The sequence below is a fragment of the Pseudomonas sp. BIGb0558 genome (assembly GCF_024807515.1).
Lineage (GTDB): Bacteria > Pseudomonadota > Gammaproteobacteria > Pseudomonadales > Pseudomonadaceae > Aquipseudomonas > Aquipseudomonas yamanorum_A.
This window is the reverse complement of the sequence record NZ_JANUEW010000002.1, coordinates 258,440-281,908: the sequence shown is the minus strand read 5'-3', so window position 1 is coordinate 281,908 and position 23,469 is coordinate 258,440. Positions and strand designations below refer to the sequence as shown.

Genomic DNA, 23,469 nt, shown 5'->3' with positions numbered 1-23,469 from the left:
TCTGTGCGAAATTTGATTCTTGTTGGACCGATGGGGGCTGGAAAAAGCACCATCGGCCGTTTGCTGGCCAAAGAGCTGCGCCTGCCATTCAAAGATTCCGACAAGGAAATTGAATTGCGCACGGGCGCCAATATCCCGTGGATCTTCGATAAGGAAGGCGAACTGGGCTTTCGCGACCGCGAGCAGGCGATGATTGCCGAGCTGTGCGGCTGCGATGGCGTGGTATTGGCCACCGGCGGCGGCGCGGTGATGCGCGATGAGAACCGCCGGGCGCTGCATGCCGGCGGCCGTGTGGTTTATCTGCATGCCTCTGTCGAGCAGCAGGTGGGCCGCACCGCTCGCGATCGCAATCGCCCGTTGCTGCGCACCGCCGACCCGGCCAAAACCCTGCGGGACCTGCTGACGCTGCGCGACCCGCTTTATCGGGAAATCGCCGATCTGGTGGTGGAAACCGATGAGCGGCCGCCACGAATGGTCGTTCTCGACATTCTTGAGCGCCTGGCGCAGTTGCCACCCCGTTAAAGCCAGAGCCGAAATGCGCTATTCTCGGCGGCGCGTCATGACCGTCCGAGTTGTGGCGTAGAGCCATCATGCGGCGTCAGATCCCGACGTTGCCGACAACGTTAATGTAGGGCGATACGCCTGCTTTCATCTTCAACGCGGGGACACATGCAGACACTTAAGGTCGATCTTGGCGAGCGCAGCTACCCGATCCACATTGGCGAAGGTTTGTTGGACCAGCCCGAGTTGCTCGCACCGCATATTGCCGGGCGGCAAGTGGCGATCATCTCCAACGAAACGGTCGCGCCGCTGTATCTTGAGCGTCTGAGCCGCAGCCTGGCGGCGTACTCGGTGATCTCGGTGGTGTTGCCCGACGGCGAGGCCTTCAAGACCTGGGAAACCCTGCAACTGATCTTTGATGGCCTGCTGACTGCCCGTCATGACCGGCGTACCACTGTGGTGGCGCTGGGTGGCGGTGTGATCGGCGACATGGCCGGTTTTGCGGCCGCCTGTTACCAGCGCGGCGTCGACTTTATCCAGGTGCCGACCACGTTGCTGTCCCAGGTCGATTCGTCGGTGGGCGGCAAGACCGGCATCAACCATCCGCTGGGCAAGAACATGGTTGGCGCGTTCTATCAGCCGAATGTGGTGCTGATCGATACCGCGACCCTCAATACCCTGCCACCTCGCGAGTTGTCCGCAGGCCTGGCGGAAGTCATCAAATACGGGCTGATCTGCGACGAGCCGTTCCTGACCTGGCTTGAAGAACACGTTGACGCCCTGCGCGCCCTGGACCAAGTGGCGCTGACCGAAGCGATTTCCCGCTCCTGCGCCGCCAAGGCGCTGGTGGTGAATGCCGACGAGCGTGAGTCTGGTGTACGTGCCACCTTGAACCTCGGCCACACCTTCGGCCATGCGATCGAGACCCACATGGGCTATGGTGTGTGGTTGCATGGAGAGGCCGTAGCGGCTGGCACGGTGATGGCACTTGAGATGTCGCAACGCCTGGGCTGGATCAGCGCCCAGGAGCGTGATCGCGGGATCCGCCTGTTCCAGCGCGCCGGGTTGCCGGTCATTCCTCCCGAGGAGATGACCGAGGCAGATTTTCTCGAACACATGGCAATAGACAAGAAAGTGATCGACGGTCGACTGCGACTGGTGCTGTTGCGCCGAATGGGCGAAGCGGTAGTGACCGACGATTATCCGAAAGAGATTTTACAGGCCACGCTGGGAGCGGATTACCGCGCCCTGGCCCAGCTTAAAGGTTAATAAGATCCCGATGACTAGTTTGCATGCCGACGAGGCGTTCCTCGGCCATTACCAGTTAAGCCACGACCCTTTTGCTCCACGGGTGCCTGGTTTCAAATTTTTCCCTGCGCAACGCAAGCCGGTGCTGGGGCAATTGCACCACCTGGCGCGCTACAGCCAGCTGTTGCTGGTGGTCACCGGCCCCTTGGGCAGCGGCAAGACCTTGCTGCGCCAGGCGCTGGTTGCCAGCACCAACAAGCAATCGGTACAGAGCGTGGTGGTTTCCGCCCGTGGCGCCGGTGATGCGGCAGGTGTGTTGCGTCAGGTAGCCCAGGCCCTGGACGTGTCCACCGCCGAGCCAAACGCAATCCTCAAGCAAGTGGTGCAACTGGGCCTCACCGGCCAGGAAGTCTACCTGCTGGTGGACGACGCCGAGCAGCTCGACGAATCCGCCCTGGAGGCCTTGCTGGCCCTGGCGGCCGGTACGCCTGAAGGCCGCCCGCATGTGTTCCTGTTTGGTGAGTCTTCGCTGATTGCCGAACTTGAGCAGATCAGCGGCGAGCAGGAGCTGTTCCACGTCATCGAACTGCAGCCATACGAAGAAGAAGAAACCCGCGAATACCTGGCCCAACGGCTGGAAGGCGCAGGGCAGGGCATCGAACTTTTCTCTGCTTCGCAGATCTCTGATATTCACGAAAGCTCCGACGGCTGGCCTGGCACCATCAACCAGGTTGCCCGGGATGCAATGATCGAAGCCATGATTGCCAGCCGCTCAGCGGTAAAGCGTCCAAAGATGGGGTTTACTATGCCTAAGAAGCACGTATTGGCAATTTCTGCCGTTGTCGTGGTCGCTGTCGCCGCCGCCTGGTTGATTCCAGGTCGCAGCAAGGCCCCGACCACCGCTGGCGCGCCAACCGAACAGGCGCAGTTGCCACTGGGCAAGCCAACACCGAACGTTGAATTTGCCAACTCCGGCCAGCCCACCAACTTGCCGATGGTTGGCCAGCCTGTGATGCGTGGTCCGTTGGCCGAAGCCGCTGGCGGTATCAGCGAAGGCGACGACGGCGTGCCGGTTGAAGGCTCCAGCGCCACGCCACCGACCGTCACTACTACTGCACCACCGGCTGGCGTGCCTGCGGGCCAGCCTGCTGCCAAGCCGGCACCTGCGCCGGCCCAGGTTGCAACCGCCAAGCCAGCCCCTGCTGCCAAGCCGGCAGCCCCGGCACCTGCGGCCAAACCGGCTCCAGCGGCCAAGCCTGCTGAAAAACCGGTGACCGTAGCCAAGGCCGGCGCTACCGGCAGCAGTTGGTACAGCAGCCAGCCTACCGGTAACTTCGTGGTACAGATCCTCGGCACCAGCTCCGAAGCCAACGCCCAGGCGTTCGTGAAAGAGCAGGGCGGCGAGTACCGTTATTTCAAGAAAGTACTCAACGGCAAGCCTCTCTACGTGATCACGTACGGCAACTTCTCCAGCCGTACCGCAGCGGAATCCGCTATCAAGGCCTTGCCAGCGAAGGTTCAGGCTGGTAAACCTTGGCCTCGCACTGTCGCCAGCGTTCAACAAGAACTGGCAACAACTCGCTGAAGATTCGGCGGCCTTACCCAGGCCGCCCTCTCGGCACCTCAAAAAAACAACACAGCGTGCAGCCCGGAAGGCCGCGCGCTTTGTGGTGTCTGCGTCACGTAGCTTTTGAGTCGTAGCGGTCAGAATTAAAAAAGTTTTGACTAGCACAGCATATCGCTTTAAACCTTTCATAAATGCGACATAGATTTGCGACATTTCGTCGCTAAATTTGTGAGCGTCTGTGTCGGTGTGTACAATGACCTCCCTTTTGCCCCCGCTAAGCCGGCGTACGTTCGGCGTGGAAGGTAACCGGTTGAATTGAAAAGAAATTTGCCTCGAAATAAGAGGCAGCCTGGTGAGAAAGTGTCTATGAAAGCAGGTCTGTACCAACCCGATGAATTCAAGGATAACTGCGGTTTCGGCCTGATAGCCCATATGCAGGGCGAGCCCAGTCATACCCTTTTGCAAACGGCCATCGAGGCCCTGACCTGCATGACCCACCGCGGTGGGATCAACGCCGACGGCAAGACCGGTGACGGTTGCGGCTTGCTGATTCAAAAGCCCGACCAGTTCCTGCGCGCTGTCGCCAAGGAGCATTTCGGCGCCGAGTTGCCCAAGCAGTACGCCGTGGGCATGGTGTTCTTCAACCAGGACCCGGTAAAAGCCGAAGCCGCTCGCGAGAACATGAACCGCGAGATCCTGGCCGCCGGCCTGCAGCTCGTCGGCTGGCGCAAAGTGCCGATCGACACCAGCGTACTCGGCCGCCTGGCCCTGGAGCGCCTGCCGCAGATCGAACAAGTGTTCATCGCAGGCGACGGACTGAGCGACCAGGACATGGCGATCAAGCTGTTTACGTCCCGTCGTCGCTCGTCCGTGGCCAACGCCGCCGACACCGACCACTACATCTGCAGCTTTTCCCACAAGACCATCATTTATAAAGGCCTGATGATGCCGGCGGACTTGACCGCCTTCTATCCAGACCTGAGCGATGAGCGCCTGCAAACCGCAATCTGCGTGTTCCACCAGCGCTTCTCCACCAACACCCTGCCGAAATGGCCGCTGGCCCAGCCATTCCGCTTCCTCGCCCACAACGGCGAGATCAACACCATCACCGGCAACCGCAACTGGGCCGTGGCCCGTCGCACCAAGTTCGCCAACGACCTGATGGACCTGGAAGAGCTCGGCCCGCTGGTCAACCGCGTGGGTTCCGACTCCTCCAGCATGGACAACATGCTCGAGCTGATGGTCACCGGCGGCATCGACCTGTTCCGTGGCGTGCGCATGATCATTCCGCCAGCGTGGCAGAACGTCGAAACCATGGACCCGGATCTGCGTGCATTCTACGAGTACAACTCGATGCACATGGAACCGTGGGACGGCCCGGCCGGCGTGGTAATGACCGACGGTCGCTACGCCGTGTGCCTGCTCGACCGTAACGGCCTGCGCCCGGCGCGTTGGGTGACCACCACCAATGGCTTCATCACCCTGGCGTCGGAAATCGGCGTGTGGAACTACAAGCCGGAAGACGTGATCGCCAAGGGCCGCGTTGGCCCGGGCCAGATCCTTGCCGTGGACACCGAAACCGGCCAGATCCTCGACACCGATGCCATCGACAACCGCTTGAAGTCCCGTCACCCGTACAAGCAATGGCTGCGCAAGAACGCCCTGCGCATCCAGGCGACCATGGAAGACAACGACCATGGTTCGGCTTTCTACGACGTCGACCAGCTCAAGCAGTACATGAAGATGTACCAGGTCACCTTCGAAGAGCGTGACCAGGTGCTGCGTCCACTGGGCGAGCAAGGCTACGAGGCCGTCGGCTCCATGGGCGATGACACGCCAATGGCCGTGCTGTCCCAGCGCGTGCGTACGCCATACGACTATTTCCGCCAGCAGTTCGCCCAGGTGACCAACCCGCCGATCGACCCGCTGCGCGAAGCCATCGTGATGTCCCTGGAAGTGTGCCTCGGAGCCGAGCGCAACATCTTCCAGGAATCGCCTGAGCACGCTTCCCGCGTGATCCTCAGCTCGCCGGTCATTTCCCCGGCCAAGTGGCGTTCGTTGATGACCCTGGATCGCCCGGGCTTCGACCGGCAGATCATCGACCTGAACTACGACGAGAGCCTCGGCCTGGAAGCCGCTGTGCGTAACGTTGCCGATCAGGCTGAAGAAGCCGTGCGCGCCGGTCGTACCCAGATCGTCCTGACCGACCGCCATATCGCTCCGGGCAAGCTGCCGATCCACGCGTCCCTGGCCACCGGCGCGGTGCACCACCGCCTGACCGAAAAGGGCCTGCGTTGCGACTCCAACATCCTGGTTGAAACCGCCACCGCCCGCGACCCGCATCACTTTGCGGTGTTGATCGGCTTCGGCGCTTCGGCGGTGTACCCGTTCCTGGCGTACGAAGTGCTCGGCGACCTGATCCGTACCGGTGAAGTCCTGGGCGACCTCTACGAGGTGTTCAAGAACTACCGTAAAGGCATCACCAAGGGCCTGCTGAAGATCCTGTCGAAGATGGGCATCTCCACCGTCACGTCCTACCGTGGTGCGCAGCTGTTCGAAGCCATCGGCCTGTCGGAAGAAGTCTGCGAGATGAGCTTCCGTGGTGTGCCGAGCCGCATCAAGGGCGCGCGTTTCGTCGACATCGAAGCCGAACAGAAAGCCCTGGCAGCCGAAGCCTGGAGCGCGCGCAAGCCGATCCAGCAAGGTGGCCTGCTGAAGTTCGTCCACGGCGGCGAATACCACGCCTACAACCCGGACGTGGTCAGCACCCTGCAAGCCGCTGTGCAGCAGGGCGACTACGCCAAGTTCAAGGAATACACCGCGCTGGTGGATAACCGCCCGGTGTCGATGATCCGCGATTTGTTCAAGGTGAAAACCCTGGACACGCCGCTGGCCATCAGCGAGATCGAACCACTGGAATCGATCCTCAAGCGCTTCGACTCCGCCGGTATTTCCCTGGGCGCCTTGTCGCCTGAGGCTCACGAAGCCCTGGCCGAAGCCATGAACCGCCTGGGTGCGCGTTCCAACTCCGGCGAAGGCGGTGAAGACCCGGCGCGCTACGGCACCATCAAGAGCTCGAAAATCAAGCAGGTCGCCACTGGCCGCTTTGGTGTGACCCCGGAATACCTGGTCAACGCCGAAGTGCTGCAGATCAAGGTGGCCCAGGGCGCCAAGCCGGGTGAAGGCGGGCAACTGCCAGGCGGCAAGGTCAACGGCCTGATCGCCAAGCTGCGTTACGCAGTGCCGGGTGTGACCCTGATTTCGCCACCGCCGCACCACGACATCTACTCCATCGAGGATTTGTCGCAGCTGATTTTCGACCTCAAACAAGTCAACCCGCAGGCCCTGGTCTCGGTGAAACTGGTGGCAGAAGCCGGCGTGGGCACCATCGCCGCCGGTGTGGCCAAGGCCTATGCCGACCTGATCACCATCTCCGGCTACGACGGCGGCACCGGCGCTTCGCCGCTGACCTCCATCAAGTATGCCGGCGCACCGTGGGAACTGGGCCTGGCTGAAACTCACCAGACCCTGCGCGGCAACGACCTGCGCGGCAAGGTCCGGGTACAGACCGACGGCGGCCTGAAAACCGGCCTCGACGTGATCAAGGCTGCAATCCTCGGCGCTGAAAGCTTCGGCTTCGGCACCGCGCCAATGATCGCCCTGGGCTGCAAATACCTGCGCATCTGCCACCTGAACAACTGCGCCACCGGCGTGGCGACTCAGAACGAGAAGCTGCGCAAGGACCACTACATCGGTACCGTCGACATGGTGGTGAATTTCTTCACCTACGTCGCCGAAGAAACCCGTGAGTGGCTGGCCAAGCTGGGCGTGCGCTCCCTGGAAGAGCTGATCGGTCGTACCGACCTGCTGGACATCCTCGAAGGCCAGACCGCCAAGCAACAGCACCTGGACCTGACGCCGCTGTTGGGCAGCGATCACATCCCGGCCGACAAGCCACAGTTCTGCCAGGTTGACCGCAACCCGCCGTTCGACAAGGGCCTGCTGGCCGAGAAGATGGTCGACATGGCCAGCTCTTCGATCAACGACGCAAGTGGCGGCGAATTCGCCCTGGATATCTGCAACTGCGACCGTTCCATCGGCGCACGCATCTCCGGCGAAATCGCGCGCAAGCACGGCAACCAGGGCATGGCCAAGGCGCCGATCACCTTCCGCTTCAAGGGCACCGCTGGCCAGAGCTTCGGCGTATGGAACGCCGGTGGCCTGAACATGTACCTCGAAGGCGACGCCAACGACTACGTGGGCAAGGGCATGACCGGCGGCAAGCTGGTGATCGTTCCGCCGGTAGGCAGCGTCTACAAGACTCAAGACAGTGCCATCATCGGCAACACCTGCCTGTACGGCGCAACCGGCGGCAAGCTGTTTGCAGCGGGCACGGCGGGTGAGCGTTTCGCAGTGCGTAACTCCGGTGCCCACACCGTGGTGGAAGGCACCGGCGATCACTGCTGCGAGTACATGACCGGTGGTTTTGTCGCGGTGCTGGGCAAGACCGGCTACAACTTCGGTTCGGGCATGACCGGCGGTTTCGCCTACGTGCTCGACCAGGACAACACCTTCGTCGACAAGGTGAACCACGAGTTGGTGGAGATCCAGCGGATCAGCGGCGAAGCGATGGAATCCTATCGCAACCACTTGCAGCATGTGCTGGACGAATATGTCGAGGAAACCAACAGCGAATGGGGTCGTAACCTCGCTGAAAACCTCGATGACTACCTGCGTCGTTTCTGGCTGGTCAAGCCCAAGGCTGCCAACCTGAAATCGCTGCTTTCCAGCATCCGTGCCAACCCGCAGTGATATGCGCCTGAAGAGTTTGATGAGGTTTTAACATGGCTGAACGTCTGAATAACGACTTCCAGTTCATCGATGTCGGGCGCAAAGATCCGAAGAAGAAACTGTTGCGTCAACGCAAGAAAGAGTTCGTGGAAATCTACGAACCCTTCAAACCCCAGCACTCGGCCGATCAGGCCCACCGCTGCCTGGGTTGCGGTAACCCGTATTGCGAATGGAAGTGCCCGGTGCACAACTTCATTCCCAACTGGCTCAAATTGGTGGCCGAGGGCAATATCCTCGCCGCCGCCGAGCTGTCGCACCAGACCAACACCTTGCCGGAAGTGTGCGGCCGGGTGTGCCCGCAGGACCGTCTGTGCGAGGGTGCGTGCACCCTCAACGACGGATTCGGCGCGGTGACCATCGGTTCGGTGGAGAAGTACATCACCGACACTGCGTTCGCCATGGGCTGGCGCCCGGATATGTCCAAGGTCAAGCCGACCGGCAAGCGCGTCGCGATCATCGGCGCGGGCCCGGCGGGCCTGGGCTGCGCCGACGTGCTGGTGCGTGGCGGCGTGACCCCGGTGGTGTTCGACAAGAACCCGGAAATCGGTGGCCTGCTGACCTTCGGCATCCCCGAGTTCAAGCTGGAAAAAACCGTACTGAGCCATCGTCGCGAAGTCTTCACCGGCATGGGTATCGAGTTCCGCCTCAATACCGAAATCGGCAAGGACGTGACCATGGAGCAACTGCTCGAAGAATACGATGCCGTGTTCATGGGCATGGGCGCCTACACCTACATGAAGGGCGGCTTTGCCGGTGAGGACCTGCCGGGCGTGTATGACGCGCTCGACTTCCTGATCGCCAACGTCAACCGCAACCTGGGCTTTGAAAAGTCGCCGGAAGACTTCGTCGACATGAAAGGCAAGAAGGTCGTGGTGCTGGGCGGTGGTGACACCGCGATGGACTGCAACCGCACGTCGATCCGCCAGGGTGCCAAATCGGTGACCTGTGCTTACCGTCGTGACGAAGCCAACATGCCGGGCTCGCGCAAAGAGGTGAAGAACGCCAAGGAAGAAGGCGTGAAGTTCCTCTACAACCGCCAGCCGATTGCCATTGTGGGCGAGGACCGTGTCGAAGGCGTGAAAGTGGTCGAGACCCGTCTCGGCGAACCGGACGCCCGTGGCCGTCGCAGCCCTGAGCCGATCCCGGGTTCCGAAGAGATCATCCCGGCAGACGCCGTGGTCATCGCCTTCGGCTTCCGCCCAAGCCCGGCATCGTGGTTCGAGCAGTTCGAAATCCAGACCGACAGCCAGGGCCGCGTGGTAGCCCCGGAACAAGGCCAGTACAAGCACCAGACCAGCAACCCGAAAATCTTCGCCGGTGGCGACATGGTTCGCGGTTCTGATTTGGTGGTAACCGCGATTTTCGAAGGGCGCAATGCCGCTGAAGGCATCCTGGATTACCTGCAAGTCTGACCTGATCCCTGGTTGAAATGGGATCAAAATGTGGGAGCTGGCTTGCCTGCGATAGCGATGTTGAATTCACCACCGCCATCGCAGGCAAGCCAGCTCCCACACAAACCCCATTCCACATTGGGGTTTGTGATGCCAGTCATTGCGACAAATTGACCCGATAGACAAAAGGCACGGCTCTTGCCGTGCCTTTTGCGTCGCGCTCTGAGAAAATGCCCGCACTTTTTTTGCGGATGCCGACATGACTGCCCTCAAGAACGACCGTTTCCTTCGTGCCCTGCTCAAGCAACCCGTGGACGTCACCCCTGTGTGGATGATGCGCCAGGCCGGTCGCTACCTGCCGGAATACCGCGCCAGTCGCGCCCACGCCGGCGACTTCATGAGCCTGTGCATGAACCCGGAGTTCGCCTGCGAAGTCACCATGCAACCGCTGGACCGCTATCCACAGCTGGATGCGGCCATCCTCTTCTCCGATATCCTGACCATCCCCGACGCCATGGGCCAAGGCCTGTACTTCGAAACCGGCGAAGGCCCGCGCTTCAAGAAAGTCGTCAGCACCCTGGCCGACATCGAAGCCCTGCCGATCCCCGATCCTCACAAGGACCTGGGCTATGTGATGGACGCCGTCAGCACCATCCGCCGCGAGCTGAACGGCCGCGTGCCGCTGATCGGCTTCTCCGGCAGCCCGTGGACCCTGGCCACCTACATGGTCGAAGGCGGTTCGTCGAAAGACTTCCGCAAGACCAAGGCCATGCTCTACGACAACCCGCAAGCCATGCACCTGCTGCTGGACAAGCTGGCGCAGTCGGTCACTTCCTACCTCAACGGCCAGATCATGGCCGGCGCGCAAGCGGTGCAGATCTTCGACACCTGGGGCGGCAACCTGTCGGCGGCGGCGTACCAGGAATTCTCCCTGGCCTACATGCGCAAAATCGTCAGCGGCCTGATCCGCGAGCACGAGGGCCGCAAAGTGCCGGTCATCATGTTCACCAAGGGCGGTGGCCTGTGGCTGGAAAGCATCGCCGACGCCGGCGCTGACGCGCTGGGCCTGGACTGGACCTGCGACCTCGGCGAAGCCCGTCGCCGCGCAGGCAACAAGGTAGCGCTGCAAGGCAACATGGACCCGACCGTGCTGTACGCCAAGCCGGAAGCCATCCGCGCTGAAGTCGGGCGTATCCTCGCCAGCTACGGCAAAGGCAGCGGTCACGTGTTCAACCTTGGCCACGGCATCACCCCGGAAGTTGATCCGGAGCACGCAGGCGCGTTCCTGCGGGCGGTACATGAATTGTCGGCGCAGTATCACGAGTGATAACGCGGCAATGAAAAAGCCCGGCAGATGCCGGGCTTTTTTGTGGGTGATATTTTTTGCGAGAGCACCGGCAGTCGTATGGTGGTTGAAATGTCCGTAATGAAGGACATAATCGACGTAGCAGTTAAAAATGTCCGTTATAGGTAACATTATGCTCATCGCGAATCCAACCGCTCTAGGCGAGAGAATACGCCAGTTGCGTCGCGCCAAAGGCTATAGCCAGGAACAGCTTGCGACCAAGGCCAAGTGCAACCGCAAGACCATCATTGGCCTTGAGGCGGGCGAAAACGTAGCAATGTATTCGGTATTCCGGGTTACCGCGGCATTGGGAATGGCTTTGGAAGTGGTGGATAAACGCATCGACCTCAAATCCCTTGCCGACCTGGTAGAACATGATGAGTAGGGTCAAGTTGCTCAACGTGATGACCCCACAAGGGCATTGCGGCGAATTGTCGAAAGGCTCGCAGTTCGCTTTTTCTTACGATTCTGCCGAGGCCGCGCGGGAAGTGTCATTGGTCATGCCCTATGACCCGACGCCGTCGGTCAGTAACGTGCTGCATCCGATTTTCGATATGAACGTGCCGGAAGGGTTTCTGGCCGATCAGATAAAACGACGGATGGCCAAGCATATGCAGGTGGATGAAATGCGCCTGTTATCGGTCATCGGTGGTAATCAGATTGGGCGGCTCACCTACCAGAATCCCACTGAGCCATCGGTAGCCGTTCGTGCACAGGTCGGACTCCATGAAATTCTCTCGGCAGATACTTCCCGAGGTGTTTTTGAATTTCTGGTCGATACCTATTTCGAATCAGGAATTTCGGGCGTGCAGCCCAAGGTGCTGGTGCCGGATCTGGACAAGCTGACCGGCAGCCGCAAAACCATGCTCAGCTCCGACCTTATCGTAAAGTCCGGTGCTGACGAGTATGCCCACTTGGCACAGAATGAGTTCCTTTGCCTGGAGGCGGCCCGGATGGCAGGTCTGGAGACGCCTCCTTTCTGGCTTTCCGAAAGGGGTGATCTATTTGTCATGGAGCGTTTCGACCTGACCCCCAGCGGCAGGTTGGGCTTCGAAGACATGGCCGTTCTGCTGAGCCTCAACAAAGACCCGCATGACAATTACAAGTACTCCCAGAGTTATGAAACCCTTGCGGCGGTGATCAATGAAGTCTGCCGATATGGGGACCCGTTGCGCGAGCTTGAACGGTTTTTCTCTTCCGTCTGCCTGTCGGTCATGGTGCGTAACGGTGATGCTCACCTGAAAAATTTCGGGGTGACTTACACCCATCCAGAGGCTCGCGAAACGGTGCAACTGGCGCCGGTGTTCGATGTCACCACGACTACGGTGTATGAGAATTACAACCCGAAGTCAGGCCGCTCACTGGTTGACCGAACATTGGCAATCAAGATGAACAAGGTGAAGACCTATCCCGATCGCCAGCAACTGATTGAATTCGGGCGTAAGCACTGTGCTGTAGAAAAACCGGCGTTGATCATTGAGCAAGTTGCGCAGGCGATGTCGCAGGCGTTGGTCACGCATCAATCACGAATCGATGCGCAGCTTTTTTCAGCGATGCAGGCGGAATGGGATGCAGGGCGTGCCATGGCGCTTCATGATTCGGTGAGGCCTGGGATGAAACGAAAGCCTGTTGTGAAAAAGCCGCAGTGATGCGGCTCTTTTATGGGGCACGGCTTAACTAAGCCCTGGCTTCCTGCAACGGCGGCAACTTCGCCAGTTTCAACGCCACCAGCAACGCGACGATCAACAGCGCGACGATAAACCCGCCAATCCCGTTCCAGCCGGCGTAGTGCCAGAAGAAACCACCCGCGGTGCCTGCAATGCTCGATCCCACGTAATAGCTGAACAGGTACAGCGACGACGCCTGCCCCTTGGCTTTCAGTGCGCGGCGGCCGATCCAGCTGCTGGCCACGGAGTGGGCGCCGAAGAAGCCGAAGGTGAAGATCAGCATGCCGGGCACCACCAGCCACAGCGGGGTGAACAGGGTCAGGGCGATGCCGCCGAGCATCAGCACGATGGTGCCCCACAGCACGCGACGGCGGCCCAGGCGGTCGGCCAGGGAGCCGATTTTCGCCGAGCTGTAGATGCCCGAGAGGTACACCAGCGACAGCAAACCCACCACGGCCTGGCTCAAATCGTATGGGGCGGCCAGCAGGCGATAGCCGATGTAGTTGAACATCGTCACAAAGGCGCCCATCAGCACGAAGGCTTCGAGGAACAGCCACGGCAGGCCGGCATCCTTGAAGTGCATGGTGAAGCCGTCGATCAGGCTGCGCGGGCGCAGGGTGCTGGCGCGGAAGTTGCGCGATTCGGGGAGGATTTTCCAGAACACCGTGGCGGCGATCAGCGCCAGGGCGCCGATGATCAGCATTGCGGTGTGCCAGCTGACGAAGTCGATCAAGACACCGATGATCAAGCGTCCGCTCATCCCGCCAATGGCGTTGCCGCCGATGTACAGGCCCATGGCCAGGCCGATGTGTTGCGGGTGGATCTCTTCGCTCAGGTAGGTCATGGCCACCGCCGCCAGGCCGCTGAGGGACAGGCCCACCAGTGCGCGCATCAGCAGGATGCCTTCCCAGCTCGGCATCAGGCCGCTGGCAATGGTGCACAGCGCGGCACAGAACAGCGCGGCCACCATCACCGGCTTTCGCCCCAGGGTGTCGGAAATCGGCCCGGTGATCAGCAGGCCAATGGCGAGCATGCCGGTAGCCACCGAGAGAATCAGGCTGCTTTGCGCGGCATTGATGGAAAATTCGTGGGACAGCGCCGGCATCATCGGCTGCACGCAGTAGAGCAGGGCGAAGGTGGCGAAACCACCGGAAAACAGCGCCAGCACCGTGCGCATGAACATCGGGGTGCCTTTTTCGATGAACTGCTCGTTGAGCTGTGCCACCACCTCATCGAGGGCGGTGGGCGGTACTTCTTGAGCGAGCGGAGCGACAGCAGATTTCACGCGGGACCTCGGAGAGGAAAAGGCTGCCAGGGCGGCAATGCAAAAAAGAATATAGCTCGCTAATGATTCTTTCCAATATATTGTTCGACCTGTTTAAGAGCTTTTACGACCTAATGAGGTTTTCATGGAATTGCGCCACCTGCGTTACTTCATCGCCGTGGCTGAAGAGCTGCACTTTGGCCGCGCCGCGCAGGTGCTGGGGATCTCCCAGCCGCCCCTGAGCCAGCAGATCCAGGCGCTGGAGCAGGAGATTGGCGCACGGCTGTTTGAGCGTACCAATCGTCGGGTCGAGCTGAGCGAAGCGGGCAGGCTGTTCCTGCAAGAGGCGCGTCTGGTGCTGGCGCAGGTGGACAAAGCGGCGGACGTGGCGCGTCGGGCGCAGTTGGGGGAATTGGGTGAGCTGAAGATTGGCTTCACGTCTTCCGCGCCGTTCAACTCCAGCATCCCACAGGCGATCTTCGCGTTTCGCCAGGCATTTGCGGCGGTGCATCTGAATCTGCAGGAGATGAGCAGTACGGAAGTCGCCGAGTCGCTGGTGGATGAGTCGATACAGGTGGGATTGATGCGGCCGTTGCCGTTGCCGGATTCCCTGAGCGTCGTGGAACTGATGCGCGAACCCTTGGTGGCGGTGCTGAATGCCGGGCATCCGTTGGTGGAAGGCAGCGAGCGCGGGCTGCACCTGGCGCAATTGGCCGAAGAGCCGTTTGTATTTTTCCCGCGCACTTATGGCAGCGGCTTGTATGCCCAGTTGCTGAACCTGGCACGGGATGCCGGCTTCAGCCCGCACTTTGCCCAAGAGGCCGGGGAGGCGATGACCATCATCGGCCTGGTGGCGGCGGGGTTGGGTGTTTCGGTGCTGCCGGCGTCGTATCAGCGGATCCGCATCGATGGCGTGGTTTACCGAACCTTGCTGGACCAGGAAGCGGTGACGGCGGTGTGGCTGGTGCAGCGCAAGGGCCAGCAGACGCCGATGGCGAAAGCGTTTGTTGAGCTGCTTGTGGCGAGTGGGCAGTAGGTCAAGCCATGGACGATGTAAATCCAGTGTGGGAGCTGTCGAGCTTTAGCGAGGCTGCGATAGCGGTAGGTCAGGCAACATCAATGTTGATAGTGCCGACGCCATCGCAGCCTCGCTAAAGCTCGACAGCTCCCACCTTTGATCTTCGCAAGGCAAGGCGCTTTGCCACCGATTGCCGGGTGCAGGTTTTCAGGCATACTGGCCGAGTTCCCGAAAGGGGCTTGTGAGACTCTGAGGATCCTGGGCAACCAGCCATCGCAGAGCCAGGCAGGAACCGGCGATGACAAGCCAACCTGTTTGTGAAGAGGGCGCCGAAAGGCGCCCTTTGTCGTTTCTGGTATTTCAGTTCTACTTCGAAGTCCCTGTCTGCTGGAACAACTGCGCCGCCGACCCGTTGTCACTCACACCATTGGTGCGCAATGCCGCCAGAATGTCCCGGTCCAGCATGCTCACCCAACGGTTGTAGTTGCGGTGAATCTTGCCGTCCTTGTAGCCCAGGTCGCGGCTGTCGCGGTAGGTGATGGCGTAGCTGGTGGCCGTGTAGCGGATGTCGATTTCAGCGTGGTACTGGTTACGCACGTTGATCTCGGCCTGCACCAGTTGCGGGCTCAGGCGCTGCACCACCCATTCGCGTTTGTTCAGGGCAGCCACGATGGTCTGCTTCATTTTTTCTTCGTTGACCTGCGGGTTCGCCGGCAAGTCGTGCTGGGTGTTGAGCACCGGTTTGTTGGTGCAGCCAGCGGTGGTGAACAGGGCCAAAGCAACCAGTGTTGCGCGTAGCAGGGAAGACATTCCATTTCTCCAGTCAGTAAAAAAACTTACGCCCAGCGGCGGAAAATCAGCGAAGTGTTGACGCCGCCAAAGGCAAAATTGTTGTTCATCACGTAGTCGCTGTGCAGCTCGCGGAATTCGCCTTGCAGGTAGTCCAGCTCGCCGCAGCGCGGGTCGATGTGGTCGAGGTTGAAGGTGTGCACGTATTGGTCGCGGTTCATCATTTCGATGCTGAACCATGACTCCAGCGCGCCGCACGCGCCCAGTGTATGCCCGAGGAAACTCTTCTGGGAGCTGATGGGCATGCGGCTGCCGAACAGGCTGCTGGTGGCCAGGGTTTCGGCGATGTCGCCCTGGTCGGTGGCAGTGCCATGCCCGTTCACATAGCCGATGGCGTCGGGTTGCAGCCCTGCGTCTTCCAGGGCCAGCTCCATGGCGCGGCGCATGGTTTTCTGTTCGGGGCGGGTGGTGTGCTGGCCGTCGGCGTTGCTGCCGAAGCCGACGATTTCGGCATGGATATGCGCGCCACGGGCCAGTGCGTGTTCCAGTTCCTCGAGTACCAGCATGCCGCCGCCTTCGCCAATCACCAGGCCGTCACGGCCACTGTCGTAGGGGCGCGGGCTGGTTTGCGGGGCGTCGTTTTTCAGGCTGGTGGCGTACAAGGCATCGAAGACCATGGCTTCGGTGGGGCACAGCTCCTCGGCGCCACCTGCCAGCATCAGCGGCAGGCGGCCGAACTTGATGGCTTCATAGGCGTAGCCGATGCCCTGGCTGCCGCTGGTGCAGGCGCTGGACGTGGGGATCAGCCGGCCGGTGAGGCCAAAGAAGATGCTGATATTCGCCGCCGTGGTGTGGGGCATCATCCGCACGTAGGAGTTGGCGTTCAGCCCCTCGGCCACCGAGTTCAGCAGCATATTGCCGAAGGCCTTGATCTCGTCGGTGCTGCCGGTGGACGAGCCACAGGCCACGCCCATGCGTCCGTCCTTGATCGACTCGTCGCCCAGTAGACCGGCGTCTTTCAGCGCCTGTTCTGCCGCCCACACCGCCAGGCGGGAAACCCGGCCCATGCTGCGCAGTTGCTTGCGGGTCCAGTGGGCGGGCACCACGAAATCATCGATCGGCCCGGCCAGCCGCGTATTCAGTTCGGTGAAGCGATCCCACTCGTCCATGCGCCGGATACCGCTGCGGTTGGCGCGGAAGTTGGCGGCGATGGTTGCCCAATCGCTGCCCAGGGACGTAACGCCGGCCATGCCGGTGACCACCACGCGCTTCATCAGCACAGGCCTCCATTCACGGCCAGTACCTGGCGGGTGATGTAGCCGGCTTCCGCCGACATCAGGAAATTCACCGCCCCGGCGACTTCTTCGGGGGTGCCCATGCGCTGGGCCGGGATCATTTTCATCAGTTCTTCCACGGGCACGTTTTCATCCAGCATCGCGGTGTCGATCAGCCCGGGAGCCACGCAGTTGACGGTGATCTTGCGCTTGCCCAGCTCGATGGCCAGGGCCTTGGCGGCGCCGATCAAACCGGCCTTGGACGCGCTGTAGTTGACCTGGCCACGGTTGCCGATCAGCCCGGACACCGACGTGATGCACACGATGCGTCCGGCGGCGCGACGACGAATCATCGGCATCATCACCGGGTGCAGCACGTTGTAGAACCCGTCGAGGTTGGTGCGCATCACCACGTCCCAGTCGTCTTCCGACAGTGCCGGGAACGCCCCGTCGCGGGTCAACCCGGCGTTGAGCACCACGCCGTAATACGCGCCGTGTGCTTCCACATCCGCTTCAAGAATTTCCTTGCAGCTGGCGCGGTCGGCCACATCGAATTGCAACACTCGGGCCTTGCGACCCAGCGCTTCGATTTCGACCTGTACTGCATCCGCCTCGGCACGCCCGCTGCGGCAATGCAGCACGATGTCGTGCCCGGCCTGGGCCAGGCGCAACGCGATAGCGCGGCCGATGCCACGGCTGGAGCCGGTCACCAATACGGATTCAGTCATGGCGTGGTGTCCTTCGATTCATCTAAATAGTTGGCCGCCTGGGGCGGTCGAAATACGTTCAGGCGTGCACTCGCCTGGATACCGTCGCCGGTGAGGTGGCATTCGAACACACCCATGCCGTTGTCGTCTTCCAGGGAGCGCAGGCCGTGGATGGTCAGCTCGCTGCCGGCGGGAAAGTGCTCGACGTTGCACTCGAATTTGCGCGTGCCCAGCAGGAAGCCCAATTCCACGGCTTCGCCTTTCTGGCGTGCGCGGCAACCGGCGTAGGCGGCGACGCTTTGCGCCATCAGCTCAATCCCGACCCACGCGGGCAGGCTGCCGTCGGTGCGGTTGAAAAGACCGTCGGGCTTGACCGTCAGACGGGTGTGAATCTGTTCTTCATCAAAGCTCAGGACCTGATCGATCAGGATCATGTCACCGGCGTGAGGCAGCAGTTCGGCGAGCGGCCAGTCAATCATGGGGCGTCTCCGATAATCAGGCTGACGTTGTTGCCGCCGAAGGCAAACGAGTTGCTCATCAGGCAGCGTTTTTCCAGAGCATCGCCGGACGACGCCCACTTCAATACGGGCAGTGCCGGGTCGGCCTGGCCATCCCAGACATGGGGCGGCACTCCACCTTCGGCGAGGCTCAGCCAGCAGAACGCCGCTTCCAGCGCACCGGCGGCGCCGAGGGTGTGGCCGGTCATGGGTTTGGTCGACGAGCAGGCTACGCCGTCCGGGAACAGGGCCGCGACCGCCAGGGCTTCCATGGCGTCGTTGTGCTGTGTGGCGGTGCCGTGCAGGTTCAGGTAGCCGATCTGGGCAGGCGCCAGTTTTGCGCTGGCCAGGGCCTTGCGCATCGCCTGCAGCGCGCCCTTGCCGGTGGGTTCGGGGGCCGAAATATGGTGGGCGTCGCAACTGGCGCCACTGCCCAGCAGTGCGACCGGCGCCGGGGTTTTGCTCATCAGGAACAGCACGGCGGCTTCACCGATATTGATGCCGTTGCGGTTCACCGAAAACGGGTTGCAGCGCTCTGCCGAGACGGCTTCCAGCGACGAAAATCCATTGAGGGTCAGCTTGCACAGCGTGTCGACGCCACCGCAGATCACCGCATCGCACACCCCAAGGTCCAGCAGGCGCTGGGCACTCATCAGCGCCCGGGCGCTGGAGGTGCAGGCGGTGGAAATCACATAGGCCGGGCCGCTCAGTTGCAGCCAGTCGGCGAGGAAATTGGCCGGGGCGCCGAGCTCCTGTTGCTGGTAGTCGTAGTCGCCGGGGAACTGCTTCTCCCGCAGGTAATGGGCGATACCGCGGCTGGCTTCATCGATGCCCGAGGTGCTGGTGCCGAGCACGATGCCGATGCGCGATGCACCGAAGGTCTGGATCGCTTGGCGGATCTCGTCGTCAATCTGCAACGCTGCTTCCAGCAACAGCTGGTTATTGCGGCTGTGATGGGATTCCAGCCCGGCCGGGAGGGCCGCCAGTTCACCCTTTACGCCCGCCACCGGCAGCACCCGCTCCGGCACCCAGCCGCTTTCGGCGCGCATGCCGGAGCAGTCGCCGGCAAACAGGCTGCGGCTGACTTCGCGCTTGTCGCGGCCCAGGGCGCAGATCACGCCGAGGGCATTGAGGTAGGCGGTCATCGGGCGGCCTCAAGGGGCGAGATGCGGTAGCTCAGGTGTTGCTGCCCCATCACGTCCACGCGAAACACCAGGGAGGAGTGATAGGTGATCTTCCAGTGGGACGGCAGGGTACGGGTCAGGTCCATTTCCTGGGTGCCGGGGTACAGCGCCGACACTTCATCCGCCGAAGTCAGGGCAAACAGCAGCGCGGCAAACAGCTCCCGGGCCTGGGGATTGGGCGGTAGCAGGCCGTCGGCCTGCCAGGCGCCGTTGACCAGCTTCTGGCGGGCCTGGGGAATGCCCAGCGGGTCCATCATTGACCAGCGAATCCCGCCGCCTTCGCGCTGCATCACCAGCAACCAGTCCTGGCGCTGGCCGTCCTGTTCACGCTGCACGTGCAGTTGCAGCGGCAGGCTCAGCACCGGGTTTTTCGACGGCAACGGCGGCTGGCTGGCGCAGGCGCTCAGCAGCAACAGGCAGCCGATCAACAGCATTCGGATCATGTTTCAGGGCTCGCTAAAGGTTTGCGGGCGACCACGTTGACCAGGGTTTCTTCGCGCTGGCCAGCCGGTGGTGGCTGGCGCAGGCCCCAGCGTTCAAGCAGGCCGAAATCGGTGGCGCGGCTCCACCACAGGTACGGGTACGAGACGTTCTGCGGGCCGAACTCAAAGCCCTGCTCGCGGATCATCTCAAGGTACTCTTCTGCGCTTTTCTGCACATGCATCGGGTGACGGAACAGCCAGCGGATTACCCAGGTGTCGATATAGGCTTCGGTGGATTCGGCGAACAGCAAATAGCCGCCCGGCTTGAGCACCCGGTAGAACTCTTTCAAGGCGCGATGTTGTTCCACCAGGTGATGGAAGGTCTGGTGACAGAACAGCACATCGACACTGGCGTCGGGCACATCGAGGGTCGCGCAATCGCTGCCGATCAACTCGATGGATAATCCCTGGCGCGCGGCTTCTGCTCGGCTCAGGTCGAGGCTGTGGGGGTCAGCGTCCAGGCCGATCAGGCGCTCGGGGGCGAACACCTGCTGCAGGTACTGGAACGATTTGCCCTGGCCGCAGCCGGCGTCCAGCAGCACCGGGGCGACCGGCAGCGGGTCGCTGAACAGGCTGCGCAGGTCGTTGATTGCCACGCGCAGCACATGGTGCTGCCAGGTGTGGCTGCGCAGGAACCAGAAGCCGAATTTGGTTTCTTCGACGTAGTTCTTACTTAAATACTGGCTGCTCATATTTTCTTCCTTGTCCCTGACGGGGCGGCCCACGGTGCCAGCATGAAGCTGAATGCCAGCCCCAAACTCACCGATAGCCCAAAATTACTCACCGCCGGCGTGCTGGAAATGGCCAGCAGGCCGAACGATAGCCAAGTAGTCACGGCGGCCAGCAGTGTGCCCAACAGGCTCACGGCGGCGCCGCCAATTTGTTCACGCATCAGGATCGCGTAGTCGACGCTGATGGCGGTCACCAGCAGCAGGCCGAACAGGCTGAACAACGTCAGTGGCTGCCCCAGCCAACCGAGGCTGGCCAGGCTGCACAGCGCTGCCAGCAGCGGCAGGGCGACGATGCGCAAGGCACCGCCGAAGCCGAACGGCAGGATCAGCAACAGCACGATCAACACGCACGACATCAATTTCAATTCGGCCGCGCTGATCTGCGTGGCGGCAAACACCTGGTTCAAGTCGCCGAGGCGGTCCACCAACTGCACGCCGGGCAGATCCAGGGCCTGTACCCGTAGCAAGGCCGGGTTGTTCAAGCCTTGCAGGCTCACCATTGCGGCCACGCCGCCGTCGACATTCCCCAGCCACAGCGTGCGCCACGGCTCGGCCAGCGGGCCGACCAGTGCTGCATCGATGTCTTCGGTGGGGAGGGCCTGCAACTGGGCCAGCTCGGCTTGCAGTGCGGTGGCGGGCACGCCGAGGTCGAACAATGGCTGCCAGTACTGCGGCAGCTGGTTCAGGGCTTCGCGCAGTTGCTGTTGCTCGGCGGGCGCATTGACCAACTGGTTGAGCGCCAGGTAACCCTGGAGCTTATCCATGTTCACCAACTGATCCAGGCGCTGGCCCAGCGCGGCCTGGCGTTCCAGCAACTGTTGTTGATTGTCTGCCCGCACCAGGAAGAACTGGCTGGTGGGCTGAAACCCGGTAATCCGCGCAACCGCCTGGGCTTCCTGCAGCAACTGCGGCGGTGCACCGATCCATTGGCGGATATCGTTCTTGCTGTTCAGGTGCCACAGGCCGCCGGCGCAAAACACCAGTACCAGTACCAACAGCACCGGACTCGGCAGGCGCTTGAGCAGCGACTCACGCACGCTCAGCAGGACCTCGGCAATGCGCAGCGGCCATTGCGCCGGACGCAGGTCGACGCCCTTGAGCAAGGCCGGCAACAGGCACACGGCCGACAGGTAAGCACCCACCAGGCCCGCCGCCGAGAACACCGCGATTTGCGTCAGCGCCGGGAAGGGCGTCCACGCCAGGGCCAGGTAACCGATGCAACTGGTGGCCAGGCTCAGGCTCAGGCCCGGCAAGGTCAGGCGCAAGGCCGGCCAGCTGCGCCACGGGCTCATGCTCCAGCTCTTGGACAGGTAATGCAGCGGGTAATCCACCGCCACGCCGATCAGGCTCGAACCCAGCACCAGGGTGATCACATGCATATGCCCGAACAGCGCCACACACGCCACCGCGCCAAACAGCATGCCCACCAGCACCGGCACGAACGCCAGCAACACCCGCCAGCGCCGGAACGCCAGCAGCAACAGCAACAGAATCCCGACCGTCGCACCGCCGCCAACCCAGGTGATCTCCCGCGTGGCCTGCTGCTGCCCATTGGCCGCGTACAACAGGCCGCTGGCAGCGAGCAATTGCGCGCCTTGCTGATCGGCCTGCTCGCGGCTGGCCTTGAGTAATTCGGCCACTTGCAGCGGCAGTTTCATGTCGAACGCATTGCCGGTGGTGCGCGCCCGCAGCAGCACCCAGCTTTTGCCGTCGGCATCGGCAATCAATGCGCCGCTGCCGATATCCAGTTGCACCGAGCCGTGTTGCGGTTGGCTGTTCTGGATGCGCCCGGTGAGGCCCAGCCAATCGTCCTGGCTTGGCACCAGGCTAAAGCCGGTGAACGGGTCGAACAGCGCCTGGACCCGCTGCTGGATAAACGCCTGGGGCTCGTCGATCAACTGCTCGCGGTCCTTGGCCGAGAGCATCGCCAGCCGGCCTTGCAGCAACTGCTGACGCAGGGCCGGGAGGTCGGCTTGGAGGTTCCACTGGACCTTTTCAAACAGGCCGCTGGCTTGCCAGCGCTCGCCCAATTGCTGGGCCATGGCCACGGCTTTTTGCCGGTCGGCATGCCCCACCAGCACCAGCATTTCGCGGTTCAGCGGTTCCTGCATGCGTTGTTCGGCGCGCAGCTCCAAGGCGTCCGGCGCGGTGCCGGGCACCAGTTCCATCAGGTTCGCCGACAGCGGCGCGCCATGGCGCCATTGCCAACCCGCCAGGGCCAACACGGCCACCAGCAGGATAAGAAACAGGCGCGGCAACCAGCGTTCACTCGGCAAAGTCGTGTTGCTCCGCGTCGCTCAATGGCTGGTTGCTGGTGCTGTCCTGCATCCGCAATACAGTGCTGTCGCCCTGGGTTTCCAGCAGCTCGATCTTCTGCACCAGTTCGCCGCCGTCGATATTGATCTGGGTGAAGACCTGTTTGAGCAGCAGCGAACGCGGGATCAACGTGAGTTTCCACTGGCTGGCTTCGCCTTGCAGCTGCAGTTCGAAGTCACGCTGCAAGCCACTGCTGTCGCCCTGCAAAACCGCGAGGAACAAACGGTTCTGCTCGGCACCGGCGCTCTTGTTCGGCAGCAGTTGCCAGCCGCTGGCGTCACGCCGGGCGATGCCGGTGGCGCTGATGCGGTAGTCCTGTTGCAGCGGGGTTTTCAGCAGCCACAGCAGGCCGTGGTCCTTGGCCAGGACGAAAGTGCCTTTGCTGACCAGCGGTTGCGGCAGGGCGCGCAGGTGTTTTTCCTGGATGAAGTTGCCGTGAATTACTGACGGTTTTGCCAGCTGATCGCTGAGTTGTTGCAGGTCGAAGGCGTGGGCCAGACTTGGAATACTCAACAACAGCATTAACGCGGTCCTTGTAGGAGCGAGCTTGCTCGCGAAGAACCTGAGGGCGCCGAGAAGTGTCAGGCGTCTCGCGTTATCGTTGACGACCATCGCGGGCAAGCCCGCTCCCACAGGG

19 protein-coding genes are annotated in these 23,469 nt (G+C 61.8%); 9 read left to right on the top strand and 10 right to left on the bottom strand.

What is annotated here, in order from left to right:
• Positions 1-3 precede the first annotated feature (3 nt).
• From aroK to M2400_RS04530, 8 genes are all read left to right on the top strand, one after another.
• A complete protein-coding gene (gene aroK, locus M2400_RS04565) occupies positions 4-522 on the top strand; it encodes a shikimate kinase AroK (RefSeq protein WP_003209345.1) in 519 nt (172 codons plus the stop codon).
• A gap of 147 nt (positions 523-669) precedes the next feature.
• On the top strand, positions 670-1,770 hold the full coding sequence (gene aroB / locus M2400_RS04560; protein WP_003209346.1) for a 3-dehydroquinate synthase: 1,101 nt from the start codon (positions 670-672) through the stop codon (positions 1,768-1,770).
• Between the two features lie 10 nt (positions 1,771-1,780).
• On the top strand, positions 1,781-3,334 hold the full coding sequence (locus M2400_RS04555; RefSeq protein WP_177041119.1) for an SPOR domain-containing protein: 1,554 nt from the start codon (positions 1,781-1,783) through the stop codon (positions 3,332-3,334).
• A 348-nt stretch (positions 3,335-3,682) separates the two neighbouring features.
• The gene (gene gltB, locus M2400_RS04550) at positions 3,683-8,128 is read left to right on the top strand and encodes a glutamate synthase large subunit (protein ID WP_177076042.1); all 4,446 of its coding nucleotides are present in this window, start codon (positions 3,683-3,685) and stop codon (positions 8,126-8,128) included.
• A gap of 32 nt (positions 8,129-8,160) precedes the next feature.
• Positions 8,161-9,579, top strand: coding sequence for an FAD-dependent oxidoreductase (locus tag M2400_RS04545; RefSeq protein WP_259195248.1), 1,419 nt, complete (start codon positions 8,161-8,163; stop codon positions 9,577-9,579).
• A gap of 238 nt (positions 9,580-9,817) precedes the next feature.
• On the top strand, positions 9,818-10,885 hold the full coding sequence (gene hemE / locus M2400_RS04540; protein ID WP_259195249.1) for a uroporphyrinogen decarboxylase: 1,068 nt from the start codon (positions 9,818-9,820) through the stop codon (positions 10,883-10,885).
• A gap of 151 nt (positions 10,886-11,036) precedes the next feature.
• A complete protein-coding gene (locus M2400_RS04535; protein WP_177076046.1) occupies positions 11,037-11,288 on the top strand; it encodes a helix-turn-helix transcriptional regulator in 252 nt (83 codons plus the stop codon).
• Positions 11,281-12,552 carry a type II toxin-antitoxin system HipA family toxin gene (locus tag M2400_RS04530; RefSeq protein WP_177114273.1) on the top strand — a complete coding sequence of 424 codons (1,272 nt, stop codon included), beginning with the start codon at positions 11,281-11,283 and terminating at the stop codon, positions 12,550-12,552. Before M2400_RS04535 ends, M2400_RS04530 begins: the two co-directional genes overlap by 8 nt.
• 28 nt (positions 12,553-12,580) lie before the next feature.
• On the opposite strand, the gene M2400_RS04525 is transcribed toward M2400_RS04530, so the two are convergent.
• Entirely contained in the window at positions 12,581-13,855 is a 1,275-nt protein-coding gene (locus tag M2400_RS04525) for an MFS transporter (protein ID WP_259195251.1), read from the bottom strand.
• Positions 13,856-13,979: 124 nt separating this feature from the next.
• Between M2400_RS04525 and M2400_RS04520 the strand changes: the two genes are divergently transcribed.
• Positions 13,980-14,870 (top strand): LysR family transcriptional regulator, encoded by an 891-nt coding sequence (locus M2400_RS04520; RefSeq protein WP_177041132.1) that lies wholly within the window; start codon positions 13,980-13,982, stop codon positions 14,868-14,870.
• 348 nt (positions 14,871-15,218) lie between these two features.
• On the opposite strand, the gene M2400_RS04515 is transcribed toward M2400_RS04520, so the two are convergent.
• The 9 genes from M2400_RS04515 to M2400_RS04475 are packed head-to-tail and all read right to left on the bottom strand — an operon-like array spanning position 15,219 to position 23,444.
• Entirely contained in the window at positions 15,219-15,662 is a 444-nt protein-coding gene (locus M2400_RS04515; protein WP_259195252.1) for a hypothetical protein, read from the bottom strand.
• 26 nt (positions 15,663-15,688) lie between these two features.
• A complete protein-coding gene (locus M2400_RS04510; RefSeq protein WP_177076054.1) occupies positions 15,689-16,915 on the bottom strand; it encodes a beta-ketoacyl-ACP synthase in 1,227 nt (408 codons plus the stop codon).
• Positions 16,915-17,643: a 3-oxoacyl-ACP reductase FabG gene (fabG, locus tag M2400_RS04505; RefSeq protein WP_076015466.1), complete on the bottom strand. Its 729-nt coding sequence runs from the start codon at positions 17,641-17,643 to the stop codon at positions 16,915-16,917. Before fabG ends, M2400_RS04510 begins: the two co-directional genes overlap by 1 nt.
• Entirely contained in the window at positions 17,640-18,101 is a 462-nt protein-coding gene (locus M2400_RS04500) for a hotdog family protein (RefSeq protein WP_177041139.1), read from the bottom strand. Before M2400_RS04500 ends, fabG begins: the two co-directional genes overlap by 4 nt.
• Positions 18,098-19,264 (bottom strand): beta-ketoacyl-[acyl-carrier-protein] synthase family protein, encoded by a 1,167-nt coding sequence (locus tag M2400_RS04495; protein WP_259195253.1) that lies wholly within the window; start codon positions 19,262-19,264, stop codon positions 18,098-18,100. The genes M2400_RS04500 and M2400_RS04495 overlap by 4 nt, the downstream gene beginning before the upstream one ends.
• Positions 19,261-19,746, bottom strand: coding sequence for a hypothetical protein (locus tag M2400_RS04490; protein WP_259195254.1), 486 nt, complete (start codon positions 19,744-19,746; stop codon positions 19,261-19,263). Before M2400_RS04490 ends, M2400_RS04495 begins: the two co-directional genes overlap by 4 nt.
• A complete protein-coding gene (locus M2400_RS04485) occupies positions 19,743-20,477 on the bottom strand; it encodes a class I SAM-dependent methyltransferase (protein ID WP_169386550.1) in 735 nt (244 codons plus the stop codon). Before M2400_RS04485 ends, M2400_RS04490 begins: the two co-directional genes overlap by 4 nt.
• On the bottom strand, positions 20,474-22,792 hold the full coding sequence (locus M2400_RS04480) for an MMPL family transporter (protein ID WP_177041144.1): 2,319 nt from the start codon (positions 22,790-22,792) through the stop codon (positions 20,474-20,476). Before M2400_RS04480 ends, M2400_RS04485 begins: the two co-directional genes overlap by 4 nt.
• A complete protein-coding gene (locus M2400_RS04475) occupies positions 22,782-23,444 on the bottom strand; it encodes an outer membrane lipoprotein carrier protein LolA (RefSeq protein ID WP_177041522.1) in 663 nt (220 codons plus the stop codon). The genes M2400_RS04480 and M2400_RS04475 overlap by 11 nt, the downstream gene beginning before the upstream one ends.
• Positions 23,445-23,469: the final 25 nt, after the last annotated feature.